Below are 15160 nucleotides of genomic sequence, written 5' to 3' on the forward strand. Positions count from 1 at the left end.
GTCTCGCGTCGGGGCGTCCCGTCCGGATCGGGACGGGACGCCCCGTGCGAAACACGCCCCAGAGAGGCACGCGACCCCCGCGCGCCTTCCCGCGACCCGAGGACCGACTCCCATGACCCGCGTGATCGCCGGTTCGGCCGGCGGACGCCGCCTGGCCGTACCGCCCGGCAACGGCACCCGCCCCACCTCCGACCGTGCGCGTGAGGGCCTCTTCTCGACCTGGGAGGCGCTGCTCGGCACGCTCGACGGCATCCGGATCGCCGACCTGTACGCGGGTTCCGGCGCGGTCGGTCTGGAGGCGCTCTCCCGGGGCGCCGTCCACGCGCTGCTCGTGGAGGCAGACCCCAAGGCGGTCCGTACCGTCCGCGCGAACGCCGGCGCGGTCGGTCTGCCCGGCGCGGAGGTCCGTACCGGCAAGGCCGAACAGGTCGTCTCCGGACCGGCGCCCGCCGACCCGTACGACGTGGTCTTCCTGGACCCGCCCTACGTCGTCACCGACGACGATCTTCGGGAGATCCTGCTCACACTCCGCTCGCGGGGCTGGCTTGGCGAGGGCGCACTCGTCACCGTGGAACGAGCCACCAGAGGCGGGGAATTCGTCTGGCCGGAGGGTTTCGAGCCGTTGAGGTCCCGTCGCTACGGCGAAGCGACCCTTTGGTACGGTCGCGCCGCCTCCATGTGCGAAGACGCACGATGACCGGACCCGGGAGCGAGGGAACCACGTTGCGCCGCGCCGTCTGTCCGGGGTCGTTCGACCCCATCACCAACGGACATCTCGACATCATTGGCCGAGCCTCGAAGCTGTACGACGTCGTGCACGTCGCAGTGATGATCAACCAGTCCAAGAAAGGGCTGTTCACCGTCGAGGAACGGATCGCGCTGATCCGCGAGGTCACCTCCGACTTCGGCAACGTCGAGGTCGAGTCCTTCCACGGCCTGCTGGTCGACTTCTGCAAGCAGCGGGAGATCCCCGCCATCGTGAAGGGGCTCCGGGCGGTCAGCGACTTCGACTACGAACTGCAGATGGCCCAGATGAACAACGGCCTCTCCGGTGTCGAGACGCTCTTCGTCCCCACCAACCCCACCTACAGCTTCCTGTCGTCCTCCCTGGTCAAGGAGGTGGCGACCTGGGGCGGAGACGTCTCCCACCTGCTGCCGCCGGCCGTCCACGCCGCGCTGCAGGAACGGCTGGAGCGGAAGTGACCGGCTGACCGGCCGTCACCCGGTGTCGGACGGCGGGCGACTGGCCTTACAGTCGTCCCGTCCGTCTCCAACAGCGGCAGAGAGTGGCGAGCACACGGTGGACGTGCAGAAGAAACTCGACGAGATCGTCGAGGCGGTCGGGAACGCCCGGTCCATGCCCATGTCGGCCTCGTGCGTGATCAATCGCGCCGATCTGCTCGGGATGCTCGAGGAGCTCCGCGAAGCACTGCCCGGCTCGCTGGCCCACGCCGAGGAGGTCATCGGCGGGAGTGAACAGCTCGTCGACCGGGCCCGCCAGGAGGCGGAGCGGATCATCGAGTCCGCCCACGCCGAGCGCGGCTCGCTGATCTCCGGTACCGAGGTCGTCGTACGGTCCCAGAACGAGGCCGACCGCATCCTGGCCGAGGCGCGCCGGGAGGCCGCCGAGGTCAAGGCGGAGGCCGACGAGTACGTCGACAGCAAGCTCGCCAACTTCGAGGTCGTCCTCACCAAGACCATCGGCTCCGTCGACCGGGGCCGGGAGAAGCTGCTCGGCCGCAGCCACGGTCTCGACGAGCAGGGCTACGAGGACCCCGATTTCGCCGAGGCCCCCGAGCGCAGCGCCGACCCGGAGACGCTCCAGCGCCGCGCCGACGAGTACGTGGACACCAAGCTCGGCGCCTTCGAGGCGGTCCTCGGCAAGACCCTGGAGGCGGTGGGGCGCGGCCGGCAGAAGCTGCACGGCCGGGTGGCCACCGACGACCTCGGCGTGCACATGGCCGCCCAGGACGCCGCGGGCCACCAGGGCCACACCAGCGACGCCGACTACCTGGCCGGCCTCGCCGAGCTGGCCGACCCCGAACTGCCGCAGGCCTCCCCCAACTACCCGGCGCGGCCCCTGTCCCCGTACGCCGAGCCCGTCCAGAGCTACGACTACCAGCAGCCGGCCCAGCAGGACCCGTACGGCTACGAGCAGCCGCAGCAGGACGGCTACGAGCGCCAGGACGGCTACGAGCGCCAGGACGGCTACGAGCGCCAGGACGGCTACGAGCAGCCGCAGCAGGACGTGTACGCCTACCAGCAGCAGCCGTACGACCCGAACGCCTACCAGCCGCAGAGCGGCCATCCCGGGCAGACGGACCAGCCCGAGTACGGGTGGGCCGACCAGCAGCCGCAGCAGCCGCAGGAGGCGCCGCCCGCGCTCGACGAGACCAGCCTCTTCGACACCAGCATGATCGACCTGGAGCAGTTGCGCCGGTACGAGCAGGGCCGCTGAGGAGGGCCGCTGACCGGACGCCGCACGGCTCCCACCGGTCCGACAGGTCCGGATTGGGTGCTGAGCGGTACGTCCAGTATCCTGGCTCCTCGGTCGCGCGTATCTCCGCGATCCCGGCTGCCCGCTTCGAATCCGGAACGGGCCGGCCCCTCCCGACGCCGTGCGATGCACATGAATCTCGAAAGCAGGAGAAGCCCTGAACGGCCACCTCGACCACCGCAATCCTCTCGTGTTCGATACGCACGAGCTGGGTCGGCGTCCCGGTGCCCTGAAGCGGCTGACCCGCTCGGTGGAGGCACCGAGGGATCTGGGTATCGACGGGGTCATCGGTGTGCCGGAAGGCGCTCCGCTGACGCTGGACCTCCGCCTCGAATCGGTCATGGAAGGGGTGCTCGTCACAGGCACCGCCCGTGCATCCGCCGAGGGGGAGTGCGTAAGGTGTCTGGAACCGCTGACCTTCGAGGTCGAAGCGGACTTCCAGGAACTGTTCTCGTACCCTGACGCCGACGACCGGGGCCGCGGCAAGACCGCGGACCCGGCCGACGACGCCGAGGACGACGAGGACGAGTTTTTCCTTGAGGACGGCTTGTTCGACCTCGAATCAGTGCTGCGTGACGCGGTAGTGCTCGCACTGCCGATGCAGCCGGTGTGCTCGGAGACCTGTGCCGGTCTGTGTTCCGAATGCGGAATCAGGCTGGACGAGAATCCGGGCCACCACCACGACGCCGCCGACCCCCGGTGGGCGGCATTGCAGGGACTCGCCGAGACCGTTCAGGACGGCGAGAAGGACAACATGGGCGGCGCCGAACCTGGCGTCGACGAGAAGCAGGAGAAGTAGCCGTGGCTGTTCCGAAGCGGAAGATGTCGCGCAGCAACACGCGCCACCGCCGGTCGCAGTGGAAGGCTGCGGTCCCCACCCTGGTTTCGTGCGAGCGTTGCCAGGAGCCGAAGCTCCAGCACATTGCGTGCCCGAGCTGCGGCACGTACAACAAGCGCCAGGTCCTCGAAGTCTGAGTGGCTGGTGAGAGGCACGATGTCTGAGTTGTCCCACGCCAAGAAGCAGGCAGACAACGTCAACACAGCCTCGTCCCACACGCTTCTGGAAGGGCGGCTCGGGTATCACCTTGAGTCCGCCCTTCTGGTGCGTGCGCTGACCCACCGCTCGTTCGCGTACGAGAACGGCGGCCTGCCCACCAACGAGCGTCTCGAATTCCTCGGGGATTCGGTGCTCGGCCTGGTGGTCACGGACACGCTGTACCGCACCCACCCCGACCTGCCCGAAGGCCAGCTGGCCAAGTTGCGGGCCGCGGTGGTCAACTCGCGTGCGCTTGCGGAAGTGGGCCGCGGCCTCGAACTCGGTTCCTTCATCCGGCTCGGCCGCGGTGAAGAGGGCACGGGTGGCCGGGACAAGGCTTCCATCCTCGCCGACACCCTTGAAGCGGTGATCGGCGCGGTCTATCTCGATCAGGGCCTCGACGCGGCCTCGGAGCTGGTCCACCGGCTCTTCGACCCGCTCATCGACAGGTCCTCGAACCTCGGCGCCGGCCTGGACTGGAAGACCAGCCTCCAGGAACTCACCGCGAGCGAGGGTCTCGGAGTCCCCGAGTACCTCGTCACGGAGACCGGCCCGGACCACGAGAAGATCTTTACTGCTGCCGCTCGCGTCGGTGGTGTCTCGTACGGCACCGGCACCGGTCGTAGCAAGAAGGAAGCGGAGCAGCAGGCGGCCGAGTCCGCCTGGCGTGAAATCAGCGCCGCCGCCGAAGCGAGGGTGACCGCGGAGAAGTCCGCGGCCGACGCAGGGACCGCCGACATTCCTGCCGAACCCCCGCAGAACACGGACGTCACTCCGGCCTGACCCCGTTCGCGACCCCCCGGTGCCCCGTGCACCGGGGGGTCGCGGCATTCGCCGTACCCCTGGTGCCCCTGGAGGAGTCTCACCGTGCCCGAGCTGCCCGAGGTCGAAGTCGTACGCCGGGGTCTGGAACGCTGGGTCGCCGGCCGGACCGTCTCCGAGGTGGAGGTCCTGCACCCGCGCTCGGTGCGGCGCCATCTCGCGGGCGGGGTGGACTTCGCCGCCCGGCTGCGCGGCATGCGCCTGGGCACCGCGATGCGGCGCGGCAAGTACCTGTGGATCCCGCTGGAGGAGGAGCCCGTCTCCCTCCTCGGCCACCTCGGGATGAGCGGCCAACTGCTGGTGCGGCCCGACGACGCCCCGGCCGAGAAGCACCTGCGGATCAGGATGCGCTTCGCCGACACCCTCGGCACCGACCTGCGCTTCGTCGATCAGCGCACCTTCGGCGGGCTCTCGCTGCACGCCACCACCCCGGACGGGCTCCCCGACGTCATCGCGCACATCGCCCGCGACCCCCTCGACCCCGCCTTCGACGACGCGGCCTTCCACACCGCGCTGCGCCTGCGCCGCACGACGGTCAAGCGGGCCCTGCTCGACCAGTCGCTGATCAGCGGCGTCGGCAACATCTACGCGGACGAGGCGCTCTGGCGCGCGAAGCTCCACTACGAGCGGCCCACCGCGACCCTCACCCGCCCGAAGTCCGCAGAACTGCTCGGCCACGTCCGGGACGTGATGAACGCGGCGCTCGCCCAGGGCGGCACCAGCTTCGACAGCCTGTACGTCAACGTGAACGGCGAATCGGGCTACTTCGACCGCTCGCTCGACGCCTACGGCCGCGAGGGCGAGCCCTGCCACCGCTGCGGGACCCCGATGTGCCGCCGCCCCTGGATGAACCGCTCCAGCTACTTCTGCCCGAACTGCCAGCGGGTGCCGCGGGCGCGGTGAGGGGGCGCCAGGGCGCTGAGCGGGGATGCCGGGGGCCGACGTGCGAGTGCGGCGCCCCGGAACACCGGAGGCGCCGCACGTGACGAAACCGGTCGGCCGTCCGACCGTCCGGTCAGAAGCCGAAGAACTGAGGCGGTCCCGTTTCAGCGACCTGCCTAACGTCGTACCTGCGCGGCTCTGAACTGGGCAACAGTAGTGGGCGCTGGTGACCGCTGATGATGTTTGGCAGTGTTCTGACAGCCGACAGACGTCCCAGACACAGGGTGGCGAGTTGTGTTGGGATCCCGCGCCGGCTGTTGCCCCCAACGGACTAGTCGGCTGGGGCAAGCACGAAAGTGCTGCGTGGGGCACGCGACGATGCGTAGTGGCCTGAGAGTTTGTTAAGGGTGATGCCCTGTCAGAAGGAGGGCGCTAGACTCTTGGGGTGGTTGAACTGTCAGCGGGGGAGCTGCTTCTTGTGCGCTTTTCACCCTTTACGGAGCGAGGCCTGACAGAGCATGCCCAAGATGAGTACGACCGTCTAAGAGCCATGGGGAAACACCCAATCTACGCAGTCTCATCCTTCGGGATGGTCCGGGCTGAACCCGACCAGACGATTGATGAGATGATCGCGTTCATCTGTCGTGAAGCTCCATGCGGTGGGAAGAACGTCTGTGTAACGACTCGTTCTGCACTCGCCGAAGAGGGCTTTGGTGTGCAACTCTCAGAGCCCCTGCCCTACCACCACGACATAATTTTGGGTAACGAGTTGGTTCCCGCTGACGTTAAGAGGCTAGAAGCTCTACTCGCGGCAGGCCGAAGGAGGAATCCAGCATGGAGCAAGTGAGAACCTCCACGCGCCCCCCTGTGAGGGTGCGCATCGACCTCAACGCTAGGACTGCTTCTGGATTGGTCCCGACGAGGGCATCGCGAGCGGACGGCTACATGGCCGTGGGTGACTGCGTCGTTGCCTACGAACCTGACGACGAAGTCGCAGCTCCTGCGCGTGTGGCCCATATGGATGACACCTTTGTCTACTTGGACGTCGACTGGGAGGCGCTGGGGGACGACGTCGTCATCCCTCACGCGGTTCCAATCCCCTCCGTCGCGACAGCCGGGGAGCAGCGAATCACTGGCTCGCTGACCAGTTGGCTGAGGGTGGGGGGGTTCCGTAATCAGTTGGTTGCGGGCGCCGCAGTTCTGGCGGCTGTGGTTCCAGGCATGGCTACAACGGCCGTCAACGCCGTCGTCCCAGCGAGAGTGTCGGCTGCGGATGCTGGCCCAGCGGAGGACCTTCCACAGACATGAAACTCAGCATGGCTGTGTTGTGCGACCGCGCGACCGTTCGCGAGGGGCTTCTGCATGTCCTCGGTGCCGGCGTGACCGTGCTGGCAGTGCCGCTTCCGGCTCCTCTCGACGTCGACCTAGCGGTGCTGCTGTCGCCAGCTGATTACGTTGAGTTGGCTGGCTCGCACAAGATGACTGTCAGAGTGACAGAAGTTGAGGGCGGGCGGAGGTTGGGCGAGATTCAGACTGGCTGGTTCGGGCCTAGCGCCCCGCCCGATGAAGATCTCCCGCAGCCGAGTTTGCCCGTGTCGGTCCCGCTTCGAGGACTGCTGATCGAGCGCTACGGCCAACACCGCATCGTCATTGAAGTAGATGGCGGCGAGGTTGAGACCCTCGAATTCCTGGTCAGAGACCCTGGCTCCGTCCTGGCTGGCGTGACATCCCAGCCCCAGTAGAACCTGTGCATGGGTCGTTTCCTGGTGAAAATTGACCGGGAAACGACCCTTCCTTTTCGGCACGATGTCGCTTTTGTGATGCTTCTGTAAAGTGGCTGGCCAATGGGCTGACCCCCGTCCCTCGACCGGCTCAACCAGCCGATCCCATGTAGCACGCAGCCTTAGGCTAGCGGCCGGTCACTCGGCCCGTCCGGCGCCGAGTTCGGATGCCACCGCCTCGTCTCGTGGGTTGGAATTGGGGCCTGGCGCGGCCCTGTCGCGGCCTGCAGAGGCCGTGACGCGGTTTGTTCGGCCTTGCTTTCTCAGAAGCCGAAGTCCTGCGTCCACCACGGGCCGCCGTCGGCGATGTACACGCCGACGCCCAGGGTCGTGTAATCGCAGTTGAGAATGTTTGCTCGGTGGCCTTCGCTGTTCATCCAGCTGTCCATGACGGCCTGGGCGTCGGCCTGGCCGCGGGCGATGTTCTCGCCGCCGAGGTTGCTGATCCCGGCCGCCGCCGCGCGGTCCCAGGGCGTGTCGCCGTCCGGGTCGGTGTGGTCGAAGAAGTCACGGGCCGCCATGTCCTGGCTGAAGCGCTGGGCCAGCGAGGTCAGCGAGGAGCTGAGCGTCAGCGGGCTGCAGCCGACCTTCGACCGTTCCTGGTTGACCAGGCTCAGGACCGCCGCCTGTACGGAGGTGTCCACGGCCGGCTCGGGAGCCTCGGTCTTCGCCGCGGCCGAGGTGGGGGCCGGGGCGGGGGCGGCGGTGGACTTCGCAGGGTCGGGCGCGGTGGCCGTCTTCGCCACCGGGGGAGTGGCGGAGGGCGTCGGGCTCGCGGTCTTCTCCGTGGCGGACGCGGACGCGGAGGGGGAGGCGGCGGCCGTCTTCGAGGGCGTCCCCGGGCGCTCGCTGCCCCGGCTCGCCGGGGTGGGGGCCGCGGTGCCACGGCCTGCCGGGTCGGCGCTCGCGGTGCCCTGGGTGAGCAGGTCCGGGGCACCGCCGGAGTCTGCGCGGTCGGCGTGGGAGCTGTCGCTCAGGCCGTACGTCTCACCGCCCGGGAGCATCCCGGAGGCGGCCGCGACGGCGCCCACCGCCACCGCGGCGGATATCCCGAGCAGCCCGGCGCGTACCGGAAGGGGCACCCGGCGCTTCGTCCGGCGGGCGCCCCCGTGCCGTCCCCCGGAGGGCACCGGGGCGGTTTCGTCAGCGGCGGGGCCTGCGGCGGATCGTCGGTGGCGTCCCATGCGCTGTGCCTTCCTCGTGCCGTGCGGCGGTCCCCGTGGTCCCCGGGGAGGTCACCGTGTCCGTGGTACTCACCCGTTCGGGTGAGGTTATTGCGACCGGACTGTACGCCATGAGGGACGGCTGCGAGGGGCTTCGGAGCGGCCGGTCCGGTTAGCGTTCCCGTATGAGCGAAGACGCACGACTCGTGGTGTGGGTACGCGGCCGAGTACAGCAAGTAGGGTTCCGCTGGTTCACCAGGGCAAACGCTCTGGAGATCGGAGGGCTCGTCGGCTTCGCCCTCAATCTGGACGACGGCAGGGTGCAGGTCGTCGCCGAGGGAGCACGTGAGAATTGCCACCGTCTGCTGGAGTGGCTGGGCTCCGACGACACGCCCGGACGCGTGGACGGAGTGACTGAGATCTGGGACACCCCCCGCGGCGGTTACGACGGGTTCGCCATCCGGTGAGCGGGGCGCCGGGCGCGGGTTCGGGGAGGTCGTCCGCGCGGTGCCCGGCCCCCTCCACCGTGGTGCGCGCCGGGGTGACGGCACCCGGAATGACCTGCGGCGAAGTCCCGCCGCACCCCGGTGTTGCCAAAGGCCGCCGGGCATGCGAAGCTACCCGATTGGTCAAGATCGCCGAAAGGTGCCGGCCCGCCGGCGGCCGCGGTCCGGGTGATCGCCGGGCAGGCCGTCCCGGGGATGGTGGCGCCCACGGGGTGTGATCGTGTTGACCGTCAAACTTTTTGGTGAGACTCTGAAATCCCCGCGCACCTCAGCTGTTCGACAGGGCTGTTTCCGCCGTTACCGCAGTGATGACAAGAGCACTGCCGGGCACCGCGGGTGCGATTCCCTCACGACCCACACCGCTTCGGTCGGTCACTCAGTGTGGAGGACCATCCATCATGGCAAAGGCGCTTCTCGGTTACGTCGGCGGTTCCGACCCGCGACTCCTCGCCGAGATGCGACGGCTCCAGAAGCGCGTCCAAGACCTGGAATCCGAGCTCGTACGGATCCAGGACGAGAACGACGCGCTCAACGCCGCCGCCCAGCACCAGTCGCTGCTCGACGGCATCGACATGGACGTACACCAGGCAGAGCCCGCTCTGACCTGACCGGTCGCCCGACAGGGGGCCGGCCGGGCCCGCAGGATTTCGGCGGCCCGGGAGCGTTTCCGGATCGTCTTCACCGCGGATCGGCGGTACCGCACCTCGTGATCGTCCGAGATCGCGGGCGTACGGCCACTGATCCACCGTGCGGGACGATCCGTGGACCTCACCCACCCACGGGATCGCGCGCGCATACGGTTTTACGGTCTCGCGCACGCACCACGCACCACCAGGGACGCTTCGGCGTCCCTTCTTTTCTTCCCCCTCGCGTCAATCCCGCTACCGGGCCCGCCCCCGCCCCGCCCCTTTGCCGCGCGTCCCTTTCCCCAGGGAGATCAGCGGTTCGGTTAACGTCAGATGTGCCCTGCACCCTCAGCGGTGAAACCGTGCACGAAAGGTAGAGTCCGGCGGCGTGCACCTCAAGGCCCTGACCCTGCGCGGTTTCAAATCGTTCGCCTCCGCCACCACGCTGCGCTTTGAACCGGGGATCACCTGCGTCGTCGGCCCCAACGGGTCGGGCAAGTCCAATGTGGTCGACGCGCTCTCCTGGGTCATGGGGGAACAGGGGGCGAAGTCCCTGCGCGGCGGCAAGATGGAGGACGTCATCTTCGCCGGGACGACCGGGCGCCCGCCGCTCGGGCGTGCCGAAGTCTCGCTCACCATCGACAACTCGGACGGCGCGCTGCCCATCGAGTACGCCGAGGTGACGATCACCCGGATCATGTTCCGCAACGGCGGCAGCGAGTACCAGATCAACGGCGACACCTGCCGGCTGCTCGACATCCAGGAACTCCTCTCCGACTCCGGCATCGGCCGCGAGATGCATGTCATCGTCGGCCAGGGCCAGTTGGATTCCGTCCTGCACGCCGACCCGATGGGCCGCCGGGCGTTCATCGAAGAGGCCGCCGGGGTCCTCAAGCACCGCAGGCGCAAGGAGAAGGCGCTGCGGAAGCTCGACGCGATGGGCGCCAACCTCGCCCGCGTCCAGGACCTCACCGAGGAACTCCGCCGGCAGCTCAAGCCACTCGGCCGGCAGGCCGCCGTCGCCCGCCGGGCCGCGGTCATCCAGGCGGATCTGCGCGACGCGCGGCTGCGGCTGCTCGCCGACGACCTGGTGACCCTGCGGGACGCGTTGCGCGAGGAGATCGCCGACGAGGCCGAGTCGAAACGCCGCAAGGAGTCCGCCGAGGCGCGGCTGAAAGAGGCCCTCGCCCGGGAGGCCGAGCTGGAGGGCGAGGTCCGCCGTCTCACCCCACGCCTCCAGCGGGCCCAGCAGAGCTGGCACGAGCTGTCGCAACTGGCCGAGCGGGTCAGGGGCACGATCTCGCTCGCCGACGCCCGGGTGAAGAGCGCCGCAGCCGTACCGGAGGAGGAGCGGCGCGGACGGGACCCCGAGGACATGGAACGCGAGGCCGCCCGGATCCGTGAACAGGAAGCGGAGTTGACCGCAGCCCTGGAGGCCGCGGAACACGCGCTGGAGGACACCGCCGCCCACCGGGCCGAACTGGAACGCGAGCTGGCGGCCGAGGAACGACGTCTCCGGGACGCCGCACGGTCCCTCGCGGACCGCAGGGAGGGGCTCGCCCGGCTCGGCGGCCAGGTCAACGCCGCCCGCAGCCGGGCCGCCGCGGCCCAGGCCGAGATCGACCGCCTCGCCGACTCCCGGGACGGCGCCAGGGAGCGGGCCACCGCCGCCCAGGAGGAGTACGAGCAGCTCAAGGCCGAAGTCGACGGACTCGACGCGGACGACGCCCGGTTGAGCGAGGAGCACGCGAGCGCGCGGCGGGACCTCGCGCAGGCGCAGACCGCGCACGGCGCCGCGCGCGACGCCGCGACCGGGGCGGAACGCAGCCGGGCCGCCACCGCCGCCCGCCACGACGCCCTCGCGCTCGGGCTGCGCCGCAAGGACGGTACGGGCGCACTGCTCGGTGCCGGGGACCGGCTGGCCGGGGTGCTCGGCCCGGCGGCCCGCCTCCTCGACGTGGAGCCCGGGTACGAGGTGGCGGTGGCCGCCGCGCTCGGAGCGGCGGCCGACGCGGTCGCGGTGACCGGGACCGCGACCGCCGCCGAGGCGATCAGGCTGCTCCGCGCCGAGGACGCGGGCCGTGCCGCACTCCTGCTCGGGGGCACGGAGCTTCCCGGCGGACCGGACGGAGAACCCGGCCGGGTGCCGGCGCAGGGCGGCGACCAGGCGCCCGGGCGTCCTGCCGCGGTGCCCCCGCAAGGTGCCGCCGCCCAGTCGGCCGCCCCCGTGTCCGCCGGCGAGCCGGGCGGTACGGCCCCGGGGACGCGCCACACCGGCGCGGAGATCCGTACTACCGGCACCGGCCGGCCGGTCGCCGGGCTCGTCCGCGCGCGGGGCGGACTCATGGAAACCGTGCGGGTGCTGACCCGGTCCATGGTCGTCGTGCCGACGCTGGAGGACGCCGAGCGGCTCGTCGCCGTCGAACCGGGAGTCACCGCCGTCACCGGGGAGGGCGACGTGCTCTCCGCCCACTTCGCGCACGGCGGCTCGGCCGGGGCGCCCAGCCTGCTGGAGGTGCAGGCCTCCGTCGACGAGGCCGCCGCCGAGCTGGCCTCGCTCGTCGTGCGCTGCGCGGAACTCGCCGAGGCCCAGCGCCTCGCGGCTGAGCGCCGCGAGGAAGCCTCCGCCCGCGTCGAGGCGCTGGAGGCGCGCCGCAGGACGGCGGACCGGGAGAAGTCCCAGGTCGCCCAGGAACTCGGCCGGCTCGCCGGCCAGGCCAGGGGAGCCGCGGGCGAGGCCGAACGGACCGCCTCCTCGGCCGCCCGCGCCCAGGAGACGCTGGAACGCGCCACCGAGGAGGCCGAGGTGCTGGCCGAACGGCTGCTGGTGGCCGAGGAGACGCCCCTGGAGGAGGAGCCGGACACGGCGCGGCGCGACCGGCTCGCGGCCGACGGGGCCAATGCGCGCCAGACCGAGATGGAGGCCCGCCTCCAGGTCCGTACCCACGAGGAGCGGGTGAAGGGTTTGGCGGGCCGGGCCGACTCCCTCGACCGGGGAGCCAGGGCCGAGCGCGAGGCCCGCGCCCGCGCCGAACAGCGCCGCGCCAGGCTGCGCCACGAGGCGGCGGTGGCCGCAGCGGTCGCCTCCGGCGCCCGGCAGTTGCTCGCGCACGTCGAGGTGTCCGTCGTACGGGCGCAGGAGGAGCGGGCGGCGGCCGAGGCGGCGAAGGCCGAGGGGGAGAACGCGCTCTCCGCGGCCCGCGCCGAGGGCCGGGACCTCAAGGGTGAGCTGGACAAGCTCACCGACACGGTCCACCGGGGCGAGGTGCTGGGCGCCGAGAAGCGGATGCGCGTGGAGCAGCTGGAGGCGAAGGCGCTGGAGGAACTGGGCGTCGAGCCGGCGGCGCTGGTCGCCGAGTACGGCCCCGGGCGGCCGGTACCCCCGTCGCTCCCGGCCGAGGGCGAGGAGCTGCCCGAGGACCCGGAGCACCCACGCAACCAGCCCCGGCCCTTCGACCGGGCCGAGCAGGAGAAGCGGCTGAGGGCGGCCGAACGGGCGTACCAGCAACTCGGAAAGGTGAATCCGCTCGCGCTGGAGGAGTTCTCCGCGCTGGAGGAGCGGCACCAGTTCCTCGCCGAGCAGCTCGACGACCTGCGCAAGACCAGGTCAGACCTCCTCCAGGTCGTCAAGGAGGTCGACGAGCGGGTGGAGCGGGTCTTCACCGAGGCGTACCTGGACACCGCCCGTGAGTTCGAGGGTGTCTTCTCCCGTCTCTTCCCGGGCGGCGACGGGCGCCTGATCCTCACCGATCCGGAGCACATGCTCACCACCGGCGTCGACGTGGAGGCCCGCCCGCCGGGCAAGAAGGTGAAGCGCCTCTCCCTGCTCTCCGGCGGTGAGCGCTCCCTGACGGCGGTGGCCCTGCTGGTCGCCATCTTCAAGGCCAGGCCGAGTCCGTTCTACGTGATGGACGAGGTGGAGGCGGCGCTCGACGACACCAATCTGCAGCGGCTCATCCGCATCATGGAGGAGCTCCAGGAGAGCTCGCAGCTGATCGTGATCACGCACCAGAAGCGGACGATGGAGGTGGCCGACGCCTTGTACGGGGTCTCCATGCAGGGTGACGGAGTATCGAAAGTCATCAGTCAGCGCCTTCGCTGAATCTTCACCGAAATACCCGGGCTGCTTCACGCGAATGGTGAAGACGCGGGTAGGTGTGGGCTCTCGTACACGCCCGAATTCGACGAGTGAACCGGTGATTCCCGGCGCATCCCCTGCGTATTCAAGTGGTGGCGAAGTGTTTCGTATGCGCCACTTAAAGGGCTCATCCATCCACGTCTGACATTGCGGGCAGGCACCAGGAGTTCATGTGACCAGCAGAGTGCAAGGACCTGAGTCCGGAGCCAGGGCGGCTCACCCGGACCACATCGGGCACGTCATCTTCATCACGGCCGCCGCCGCGATGGGTGGCTTCCTGTTCGGCTACGACAGTTCCGTGATCAACGGTGCCGTCGAAGCCATCCGCGACCGGTACGACATCGGGTCCGGAACCCTCGCCCAGGTCATCGCCGTCGCGCTGATCGGCTGTGCCATCGGCGCCGCGACGGCGGGACGCATCGCCGACCGCATCGGCCGTATCCGGTGCATGCAGATCGCCGCCGTGCTGTTCACCATCAGTGCGGTCGGTTCGGCGCTCCCCTTCGCGCTCTGGGACCTGGCGATGTGGCGCATCATCGGTGGCTTCGGCATCGGCATGGCCTCCGTCATCGGCCCCGCCTACATCGCCGAGGTCTCGCCGCCCGCCTACCGCGGCCGCCTCGGCTCCTTCCAGCAGGCCGCGATCGTCATCGGCATCGCGATCTCGCAGCTGGTCAACTACGGCATCCTCCAGCTCGCGGACGGCGACCAGCGCGGCAAGATCGGCGGGCTGGAAGCCTGGCAGTGGATGCTCGGCGTGATGGTGGTGCCCGCCGTCCTGTACGGGCTGCTCTCCTTCGCCATCCCGGAGTCGCCGCGCTACCTGATCTCGGTCGGGAAGAAGGAGCGGGCCCGCAAGATCCTCTCCGAGGTGGAGGGGAAGAACGTCGATCTGGACGCCCGTGTCACCGAGATCGAGACGGCCATGCACCGGGAGCACAAGTCCTCCTTCAAGGACCTGCTGGGCAGCCGCTTCGGCTTCCTGCCCATCGTCTGGGTCGGTATCGGGCTGTCGGTCTTCCAGCAGCTCGTCGGCATCAACGTCGCCTTCTACTACTCGGCGACGCTGTGGCAGTCGGTCGGCATCGACCCGACGGACTCGTTCTTCTACTCGTTCACGACCTCGATCGTGAACATCATCGGTACGGTCATCGCGATGGTCCTGGTCGACCGGGTGGGACGCAAACCGCTCGCCCTCACCGGCTCCATCGGCATGGCCGTCGCGCTGGCCTTCGAAGCGTGGGCGTTCTCCGCCAAGCTGGTCGACGGGAAGCTGCCGAACACGGAAGGCACGGTGGCGCTGGTCGCCGCCCACGTCTTCGTGCTCTTCTTCGCACTGTCCTGGGGTGTCATCGTCTGGGTCTTCCTCGGCGAGATGTTCCCCAACCGCATCCGCGCGGCCGCCCTCGGTGTCGCCGCCTCGGCGCAGTGGATCGCCAACTGGGCCATCACCGCGAGCTTCCCGAGCCTGGCGGACTGGAACCTCTCGGGGACGTACATCATCTACACCTGCTTCGCGGCCCTCTCCATCCCCTTCGTGGTGCTGTTCGTGAAGGAGACCAAGGGCAAGGCCCTGGAGGAGATGGGCTGACCCGCCCGCCCGGCCTGCTCCTGCTCGCCCGTACCGTCACCGCTGCCCCGGCCCCGGCCGGGGCAGCGGTGTTCCCGGCGCCGTACGGGTGAGGTGCTGCGCCCACCGAGCCCACCGA

General features: G+C 69.8%; 14 protein-coding genes. 13 read left to right on the forward strand and 1 reads right to left on the reverse strand.

All coding sequences use genetic code 11. The features are described from left to right. Nucleotides 1-112: 112 nt before the first annotated feature. The 9 genes from rsmD (at nt 113) to ACFYPN_RS21350 (ending at nt 6979) form a co-directional block, all read left to right on the forward strand. Nucleotides 113-697: a 16S rRNA (guanine(966)-N(2))-methyltransferase RsmD gene (gene rsmD / locus ACFYPN_RS21310; RefSeq protein ID WP_389300117.1), complete on the forward strand. Its 585-nt coding sequence runs from the start codon at nt 113-115 to the stop codon at nt 695-697. 26 nt (nt 698-723) lie between these two features. Then, complete coding sequence (gene coaD, locus ACFYPN_RS21315; protein ID WP_358756808.1) at nt 724-1203, forward strand: pantetheine-phosphate adenylyltransferase; 480 nt, start codon at nt 724-726, stop codon at nt 1201-1203. 97 nt (nt 1204-1300) lie between these two features. Continuing rightward, complete coding sequence (locus ACFYPN_RS21320; RefSeq protein ID WP_389300120.1) at nt 1301-2458, forward strand: cell division initiation protein; 1158 nt, start codon at nt 1301-1303, stop codon at nt 2456-2458. Nucleotides 2459-2687: 229 nt separating this feature from the next. Further along, nucleotides 2688-3296: a DUF177 domain-containing protein gene (locus ACFYPN_RS21325; RefSeq protein WP_358756614.1), complete on the forward strand. Its 609-nt coding sequence runs from the start codon at nt 2688-2690 to the stop codon at nt 3294-3296. Between the two features lie 2 nt (nt 3297-3298). Further along, nucleotides 3299-3472 carry a 50S ribosomal protein L32 gene (rpmF, locus tag ACFYPN_RS21330; RefSeq protein ID WP_003965982.1) on the forward strand — a complete coding sequence of 58 codons (174 nt, stop codon included), beginning with the start codon at nt 3299-3301 and terminating at the stop codon, nt 3470-3472. Nucleotides 3473-3491: 19 nt separating this feature from the next. Beyond that, nucleotides 3492-4316 carry a ribonuclease III gene (gene rnc / locus ACFYPN_RS21335; RefSeq protein ID WP_358756616.1) on the forward strand — a complete coding sequence of 275 codons (825 nt, stop codon included), beginning with the start codon at nt 3492-3494 and terminating at the stop codon, nt 4314-4316. A gap of 84 nt (nt 4317-4400) precedes the next feature. Continuing rightward, nucleotides 4401-5258 carry a bifunctional DNA-formamidopyrimidine glycosylase/DNA-(apurinic or apyrimidinic site) lyase gene (gene mutM / locus ACFYPN_RS21340; RefSeq protein WP_358756618.1) on the forward strand — a complete coding sequence of 286 codons (858 nt, stop codon included), beginning with the start codon at nt 4401-4403 and terminating at the stop codon, nt 5256-5258. Nucleotides 5259-5682: 424 nt separating this feature from the next. Next, nucleotides 5683-6084, forward strand: coding sequence for a hypothetical protein (locus ACFYPN_RS21345; RefSeq protein WP_389300124.1), 402 nt, complete (start codon nt 5683-5685; stop codon nt 6082-6084). A 457-nt stretch (nt 6085-6541) separates the two neighbouring features. Beyond that, nucleotides 6542-6979, forward strand: a complete 438-nt coding sequence (locus tag ACFYPN_RS21350; protein WP_389300127.1) for a DUF6941 family protein — start codon at nt 6542-6544, stop codon at nt 6977-6979. A gap of 302 nt (nt 6980-7281) precedes the next feature. On the opposite strand, the gene ACFYPN_RS21355 is transcribed toward ACFYPN_RS21350, so the two are convergent. After that, entirely contained in the window at nt 7282-8202 is a 921-nt protein-coding gene (locus ACFYPN_RS21355; RefSeq protein WP_389300130.1) for a CAP domain-containing protein, read from the reverse strand. Nucleotides 8203-8366: 164 nt separating this feature from the next. On the opposite strand from ACFYPN_RS21355, the gene ACFYPN_RS21360 reads away from it, so the two are divergent. The 4 genes from ACFYPN_RS21360 (at nt 8367) to ACFYPN_RS21375 (ending at nt 15042) form a co-directional block, all read left to right on the forward strand. After that, complete coding sequence (locus tag ACFYPN_RS21360; protein WP_358756622.1) at nt 8367-8648, forward strand: acylphosphatase; 282 nt, start codon at nt 8367-8369, stop codon at nt 8646-8648. Between the two features lie 437 nt (nt 8649-9085). After that, complete coding sequence (locus tag ACFYPN_RS21365; protein ID WP_358756624.1) at nt 9086-9295, forward strand: hypothetical protein; 210 nt, start codon at nt 9086-9088, stop codon at nt 9293-9295. A gap of 406 nt (nt 9296-9701) precedes the next feature. Then, on the forward strand, nt 9702-13415 hold the full coding sequence (locus ACFYPN_RS21370) for an AAA family ATPase (RefSeq protein WP_389300133.1): 3714 nt from the start codon (nt 9702-9704) through the stop codon (nt 13413-13415). Nucleotides 13416-13623: 208 nt separating this feature from the next. Continuing rightward, nucleotides 13624-15042: a sugar porter family MFS transporter gene (locus tag ACFYPN_RS21375; protein ID WP_358756628.1), complete on the forward strand. Its 1419-nt coding sequence runs from the start codon at nt 13624-13626 to the stop codon at nt 15040-15042. The last annotated feature ends 118 nt before the right edge of the window (nt 15043-15160 follow it).

The sequence above is a fragment of the Streptomyces sp. NPDC005576 genome, from assembly GCF_042871745.1.
GTDB lineage: Bacteria > Actinomycetota > Actinomycetes > Streptomycetales > Streptomycetaceae > Streptomyces.

Excerpts from the sequence above, each read along its gene's own strand:
- rsmD (WP_389300117.1), top strand. The coding sequence starts at position 113 with ATGACCCGCGTGATCGCCGGTTCGGCCGGCGGACGCCGCCTGGCCGTA.
- rnc (WP_358756616.1), top strand. The coding sequence starts at position 3,492 with ATGTCTGAGTTGTCCCACGCCAAGAAGCAGGCAGACAACGTCAACACA.
- ACFYPN_RS21350 (WP_389300127.1), top strand. The coding sequence starts at position 6,542 with ATGAAACTCAGCATGGCTGTGTTGTGCGACCGCGCGACCGTTCGCGAG.
- ACFYPN_RS21355 (WP_389300130.1), bottom strand. The coding sequence starts at position 8,202 with ATGGGACGCCACCGACGATCCGCCGCAGGCCCCGCCGCTGACGAAACC.
- ACFYPN_RS21360 (WP_358756622.1), top strand. The coding sequence starts at position 8,367 with ATGAGCGAAGACGCACGACTCGTGGTGTGGGTACGCGGCCGAGTACAG.
- ACFYPN_RS21365 (WP_358756624.1), top strand. The coding sequence starts at position 9,086 with ATGGCAAAGGCGCTTCTCGGTTACGTCGGCGGTTCCGACCCGCGACTC.